Raw genomic sequence first — 5,838 nt, 5'->3', positions numbered from 1 at the left:
GTCCGGGACGGTCCTGGGCCTCTTCGGGCCGAGAACGGGTGGCTGCTGGTGGCGGTAGTGGGTGGCTCGTGATCGCCCGATCAGCTGACACGACCGGCGGATCGGGATCGATGCCTCCTGCAACTCGGCGAACGTGCTGCTCAGGGCTTCTTCGGTGACGTCGATGTGCCCGTGCTCTCGGAGACCGATTCCAAGAGCACGTGCAGTTTTCCCATGATCTCGAGCGCGGCCTCCGTCTGTGTCAGCTGCTTGGCCAGGCGTGCGTTCTCGCGGGTGAGGCGTTCGTTCTCCCTGCGTGCCGCGTCACCGCCGGACTCGCGCGAGCGGGACGACCTACCGCCGGGATCCTTCCCCTTGCGGGCCTGGACCCATTCGCGCAGCTGGGACTGATACAGCCCCTCACGCCGCAGGACCGCAGACTTCTCCCCGTGCGGGGCTTGGGCGTATTCGTCGATGATCTTGTTTCGGTACTCGTTGGTGAACGTCCGGCGGGTCGGTTTCGCGGCGGGATCAACCGCCTGGACAGACGAGGTCGTTGTGGTCGGGCTGCTCATGGGATGTCGCTCCAGTCATGCCCTCAAAGACAGGTTCTCGGGAAGGTCCGAGTGTCTCACCTAAGCCTGCCAGAGAGGGCGACACGCCCGATTTAAAATGACGGAAAGGGTCCCTTCCGACCAGTTGGCTTGCTTTTGGCCCAGCAAGTCAACTGAAGATCGGACGAGACCCGTGACCAAGTCTGGCATGGATGTAATGGAAATTCTTGAGGCATACGACCTTACGAGGTGCGCACACTCGGCTGCGGTGTTGGTCGGCTGTGACGAGAAGACCGTGGCACGGTATGTCGCGCTGCGCGATTCCGGCCGCGACGTCGGCGAGCGGGAGCGGCGGGCACGTGCGATCGATCCGTTCCTGGCGAAGATCGAGGAGCTGGTGGACAAGTCCAACGGCAAGATCCGCGCCGATGTCGTGCACGAACGCGTGCAGGCGATGGGGTTTGCCGGCACCGAGCGGACCACCCGCCGCGCGGTGGCCGAGGCGAAGCAGGCCTACCGTGACGGGCACCGGCGGCGCTATCGTCCGTGGATTCCGGATCCGGGCTATTGGCTGCAGTTCGACTGGGGCGAGGGACCACGCGTCGCCGGTCGTCGCACGCAGTTGTTCTGCGCCTGGTTGTCGTGGTCGCGGTATCGGGTGGTGTTGCCGGCGTGGGATCAGCAGCTGCCCACGTTGATTGCCTGCGTGGATACCATGTTGCGCCGGATCGGTGGTGCCCCAACGTATCTGCTGACCGACAACCCGCGCACGGTGACGATCGACCGGATCGCCGGACTGCCGGTCCGGCACCCCGACATCGTCTCCGCGGCTAGGCATTACGGCTGCGCGGTGCGCACGTGTGAGCCGTTCGACCCGGAATCGAAGGGTGGTGCTGAGCACACCGTGAAGATCGCCAAGGCGGATCTGGTGCCGACCGAGGCGAACCTGCTGCCCGACTTCGCGTCGTTCGCCGAGCTGGAGGCCGCGTGCGCGCGCTGGTGCGAGCAGGTCAACGCCCGTCCGCACCGCGCCACGGGCGTGCCGCGGGTCGATCGCCTCGTCGAGGAGCTGCCGAATTTGCATGTGCTGCCGGACAACCCACACATCCTCGCGCTCGGCGACGAACGGCTCGTCAATTCCGATCAGACGATCAGCTGGCACAACGTGCGCTACTCCACCCCGGACGGCCATCAAGGGAAACGGGTGTGGTGCCGGGTCTCCGGCGAGGAACTCGCTGTCGTCGCCCGCATCGGCACCGGCTTGTCGGAGATCGCGCGGCACCGGTTGTCGACACCGGGCAACCCGCGCATCCTCGACGAGCACTACCCGCATCATCCGGACGGTTCGGTGCTGCGGACACCGAAACCCAAGCCGCGCAACGAGGCCGAGATCGACTTCCTCATGCTCGGTGACGGCGCCATGCAATGGTTGACCGAGGCCGCGGCCACCGGCGTCGTCCGGATCCGCCGCAAGATGGGCCAGGCCGTCGAGCTCGCTCGCGTCCTGGGCCTGGGCCTGGGCCTGGAGCGGGTCGACCACGCGCTGGCGGTCGCCGCGACCGCCGGCCGGTTCGACGACGGCGATCTGGTGTCGATCCTCGACCACCTCGGTCACGAGGACTCCGCGCCGTCGAATGTGGTGGCAATCGACGAAGCACACTCGGCGCAGCCGGGCACCGGTCCGTGGCGGAGGTTGGGCGCATGAGCCGCAACGACGCCCCGCCGCTGCCGGACGAGCTGGCCAAGATCTGCACCCGGATGCGGCTGCCGTATCTGCGTAAGGCAGCGCCCGACGTCCTCGCCACGGCGCGGGCGCAACGCTGGGATCCGGCCGAGGTCGTGCGTGTCTTGTTGCAGGAGGAGGTCGTCGGCCGCGATGCGGCGACTCGGCGGATGCGCCGTAAGTCGGCGAATTTCCCGACCGGCAAGACGTTTTCGTCGTGGCGGACCGAGGACTCGTCGATCCCGGTCGCGACGCAGAACGCGTTGATGACCCTGGAATGGGTCCACCGCCGCAAGAACTTGGCGGTGAGTGGAGCGAGCGGGACCGGCAAGACGCACTTCGTGGAGGCGTTGGCGCACGCCGCGATCGAGGTCGATCTGCGGGTGTCGTGGTTCACCCTCGAAACCCTCACCGCCACAATCGGAAAGGCGAAGGCAGACGGATCGGTGGCGCGCGCTGTCGCGAAGATTTGCAGCTGCGATCTCGTGGTCGTCGATGACATAGGTATGCTCCCGGCAGGGCAGGATGCCGCCGAGGCGTTCTATCGCGTGGTGGATGCCGCATACGAAAGACGCAGCGTGGCAGTGACGTCCAATTTGCATCCGTCTGGTTTCGATTCGATCATGCCCAAGACATTGGCCACCGCCACAGTGGATCGTTTATTGCATCACGCACATCTGGTTGCTACCCAAGGGGATTCGCACCGCCTCGCTGAAGCCCCTTGCAGGAAAAGGAGTCCAACCCCTCCTCTGATCAACGGCAGCAGTTGCTCCATCACGTCGCGGGCATCGAGATGCGGGCGATCGAGGTCCGCGCTCACACTCGGTCGACGCTCTGGACGAACTCGAGGATATGGTTGTTCACCTCGTCGGGACGCTCGGCAGCGACGGCGTGCGTGGCGGTCGGCCACAGTTCGACCTGACCGGCCGGCACCAGTTGACGCGCCCGAGCCTCGGCGGCGACCGCGTCGTGGTAGACGCTACGCCCGCAAGAACAGGACAAGCGTCGGGATATGCAAGGCAGCCAGCACCGCGTCGTTCGGGTAGCCCGGCGCGGGACTGGTGCCGAGCGTGCGGAAGTCATGCGGCGCCGGCGACGATGAGATCGACGATCGGATACATCGGATCGCCCCCCGGCTGGGTTGCCGAACGCCCAAGCCATCATCGCGCGGCGAGTCAGCTTCCATCGTGCGCCGGGCAGCAGCGCCAGCACGGTGAGCTTGAACTTGACGTTAGATCGCGCGAAGACGTTCGCCGGCTCGATGAGCGTGATCGCCGCCAGCACAACTCCGCACAGCCCGACCCAATCCCCCCGTGCTGTCACGTCCGTCGACCGGAGTATCCATGGCCGCGTATCCGGAGAACTCGTGTCCGTCAGTCCGGAGCTCTGGTGTCCGCCTACCCGGATTTTCGAATGACCCTTGACACAACGCGGCCAGGCCGACAGCTGGCGTGATGTCGGTGTCCCGGCCGTCACCGCGTTCCTGTCGTGGCTGCGAAACGGCCGCACGGTCGAGCACAGCATCACCGCATCCGGTGTGCCGCCGACCGCCGCCACGATGGAAGCTCGATTGGCCGCACTGATTTCGTTCTACCGCTGGCATGAGGCGGTGCCACTTCAGCCTGGTTGGGGGCGGCTTTGGCTTCGAGAGTGGGGCATTGATGTGACGCAGTGCAGCTTGCGTCGGTGGTGCACGCCGTTCGCCGGTCCGTGCACAGGGTGCGGCAGATGGGCAGGCTGAATCTTGCGCGGGTGCCCGCCCGGGATTTGCCGAACTATGCAGGCCGTCGGCTTCTGGTCACCGACGGCAACGACAACATTCTCGCCTGCGCGTGGCGGGACTATCGCCTCGATGAAGCCGCATCGCGGGTGACCGTGCACATCATCGACTGGCAGCGATGGTTTCCAGTGTCGGACTATCACTTCGCTGCCGATGAATTGGTGGACGTGCTGCTCGACGGACCGGCCCGGTGACCTGACCCCGCGGTCTACCGGGAAACGGCAGCGAGGGCCTCATCGAGGCTGGACACTACGGCGAGCGTGCCGGTCAGCTCCATCAGTGTGAGGGGCCGGGCGGTCACCGGCCCGGCAGCAGCAACCGCGAATCCGACACCGCGCGACCGCGTCAATCCGCACGCGAACACCAACGCGGACATGCCAGCCGAGGCCAAGAACGTCACCGGCGTGAGGTCGACGACCAACGCCCGGTCTGCGTTCTCGGCAGCCTCGCGCAGTGCCTCGATCAGGCGGGGCGCGGTGCCCAGTCGATATCACCGGTCGCGGTGATGACAGTGACGGCCTCGACGACATGACTGTTCACACTCAAGTGCGGTGGCGTCGGAATGTCGATTGTGTTGTCCTTCGGTCTATTGGCGAGTCGAGAAGAAAGAAGGTCGCGAGCCAGCCCGGACCTGCTGCGGCCGCCCGGCAGCTGCTTGTGTGTGAATCTAACCGATCCGGCGCACCGGAGAGACCGCATCCGGTGTGGATCACACTGAGCACGCTGGCCAGGGGCATCTGCAAGTGCGCCGCCGGATCGGGCTACCGACCTACCGAGTAGATGCGAAGGCAGTGCCACTGTCGCCGCACCTGGGTGCCGGTGCTACCGGATTCGATGTGGGTGTCGGCGAGTGCGTGCATGAGCGGTATGCCGCGGTCGCGGCGCTGCCGCGGATCCTCGACAGGTGCATCCCACTGCCCGTGGTCACAGACGCTGACTTGGAGGACATCGGTGGTGGCGTCGTAGTCGACATGCAGGTCCATCGTGGCGGTCGACACTTCGGATGTGTCCGGATAGGCGTGCTCGGCTGCGTTGGCCAACGCTTCGTATACCGCCTGGAGCATGTCATGCCTACGTTGGAGATCGAGCGTGAAGTGGCGAGACAACCACTGCTGAAATGAATTCGTGCAAGTGCCGCACTGGCTGCATCGGCGCGCAGACGGCGGCAACACAGCTTGGTCCGGTCGCCGATGTGGCCGCAAGAGCTCGAAGGCGCGTCGAAGCCCGACATGGTTGCTGGCTACCCAGCAGAGTCGCATCCACGCCGTCCTCAACGAAGTGGCCGAACAAGAGCCTATTCGAGACGTCCGAGGTGGGTCGGTGCCAAGACTTGCCCCTGAAGCTCACAACCATCTGCATCCTCAATGAGTTCGACGAAGCCGTTGAGAGAACTTGGCTGAGGGAGCTGATTGGTGATCTAGTCGGGCAAACTGTCTAGATGACGCAGCTGATGACTGGAGTGTTGGTAGTGATCGCATCGCCAGGCTATACTGCCGAAGAACGCGCAGCGGTGTGCGACCAAAGCAATGACTGGAACATCAACAACGGCCAGCGCGCGCGAATTGCGCTTCTGCCCTGGCTGTAAGAGCGCAGCGCTGTAACACCCTCGTGGGCGCCCGCAGTCCATTATCAATGCGCAAGCCGTTGATCGATCGGACATAGTCGTCGCGTTTTTCGAAGAGATATTGTCAATACCTGTGGATCGGGAACTTTCAGGCGACCTCCGATTCGGCGGTTTCCGGCTCGGTTGTTGACGCTTCGGGCGTGATATCGGTCGGGCGTTCGAGCAGCTTGCCCTTGTG

General features: G+C 64.9%; 7 protein-coding genes and 1 pseudogene. 4 read left to right on the top strand and 4 right to left on the bottom strand.

Annotation, left to right across the window (positions count from 1 at the left end; translation table 11 throughout):
• Positions 1 to 140: 140 nt before the first annotated feature.
• Positions 141 to 554: a transposase gene (locus JGU71_RS29490; protein WP_199682986.1), complete on the bottom strand. Its 414-nt coding sequence runs from the start codon at positions 552 to 554 to the stop codon at positions 141 to 143.
• Between the two features lie 187 nt (positions 555 to 741).
• Here JGU71_RS29490 and istA point away from each other — a divergent pair, with 187 nt between their 5' ends.
• Together istA and istB are read left to right on the top strand one after the other, a co-directional pair.
• The gene (gene istA / locus JGU71_RS29485; protein WP_307829996.1) at positions 742 to 2,238 is read left to right on the top strand and encodes an IS21 family transposase; all 1,497 of its coding nucleotides are present in this window, start codon (positions 742 to 744) and stop codon (positions 2,236 to 2,238) included.
• Positions 2,235 to 3,009 (top strand): annotated as a pseudogene (gene istB, locus JGU71_RS29480) (IS21-like element helper ATPase IstB). The gene istA and the pseudogene istB overlap by 4 nt, the downstream one beginning before the upstream one ends.
• A gap of 63 nt (positions 3,010 to 3,072) precedes the next feature.
• Here the strand turns inward: istB and JGU71_RS29475 are convergent.
• On the bottom strand, positions 3,073 to 3,540 hold the full coding sequence (locus JGU71_RS29475) for an alpha/beta fold hydrolase (RefSeq protein ID WP_199708698.1): 468 nt from the start codon (positions 3,538 to 3,540) through the stop codon (positions 3,073 to 3,075).
• 444 nt (positions 3,541 to 3,984) lie between these two features.
• Between JGU71_RS29475 and JGU71_RS29470 the strand changes: the two genes are divergently transcribed.
• Positions 3,985 to 4,230, top strand: a complete 246-nt coding sequence (locus tag JGU71_RS29470; RefSeq protein ID WP_199682989.1) for a hypothetical protein — start codon at positions 3,985 to 3,987, stop codon at positions 4,228 to 4,230.
• 14 nt (positions 4,231 to 4,244) lie between these two features.
• Here the strand turns inward: JGU71_RS29470 and JGU71_RS29465 are convergent, their stop codons facing one another.
• Positions 4,245 to 4,520: an STAS domain-containing protein gene (locus tag JGU71_RS29465; RefSeq protein WP_199708699.1), complete on the bottom strand. Its 276-nt coding sequence runs from the start codon at positions 4,518 to 4,520 to the stop codon at positions 4,245 to 4,247.
• A 277-nt stretch (positions 4,521 to 4,797) separates the two neighbouring features.
• Positions 4,798 to 5,295 carry an ATP-binding protein gene (locus JGU71_RS29460; protein ID WP_233530281.1) on the bottom strand — a complete coding sequence of 166 codons (498 nt, stop codon included), beginning with the start codon at positions 5,293 to 5,295 and terminating at the stop codon, positions 4,798 to 4,800.
• Between the two features lie 179 nt (positions 5,296 to 5,474).
• Here JGU71_RS29460 and JGU71_RS29455 point away from each other — a divergent pair, with 179 nt between their 5' ends.
• Entirely contained in the window at positions 5,475 to 5,621 is a 147-nt protein-coding gene (locus JGU71_RS29455) for a hypothetical protein (RefSeq protein WP_199708697.1), read from the top strand.
• Positions 5,622 to 5,838 lie beyond the last annotated feature (217 nt).

The organism is Antrihabitans stalagmiti (assembly GCF_016482825.1).
Taxonomy (GTDB): Bacteria; Actinomycetota; Actinomycetes; order Mycobacteriales; family Mycobacteriaceae; genus Antrihabitans; species Antrihabitans stalagmiti.
Note: the sequence above shows the minus strand (reverse complement) of the source record. Positions and strands in the feature narration are given on the sequence as shown.

Coding starts and splice junctions, on each gene's coding strand:
- JGU71_RS29460 (WP_233530281.1), bottom strand. CDS start 5,295: ATGCGACTCTGCTGGGTAGCCAGCAACCATGTCGGGCTTCGACGCGCC.
- JGU71_RS29455 (WP_199708697.1), top strand. CDS start 5,475: ATGACGCAGCTGATGACTGGAGTGTTGGTAGTGATCGCATCGCCAGGC.
- istA (WP_307829996.1), top strand. CDS start 742: ATGGATGTAATGGAAATTCTTGAGGCATACGACCTTACGAGGTGCGCA.
- JGU71_RS29470 (WP_199682989.1), top strand. CDS start 3,985: ATGGGCAGGCTGAATCTTGCGCGGGTGCCCGCCCGGGATTTGCCGAAC.
- JGU71_RS29490 (WP_199682986.1), bottom strand. CDS start 554: ATGAGCAGCCCGACCACAACGACCTCGTCTGTCCAGGCGGTTGATCCC.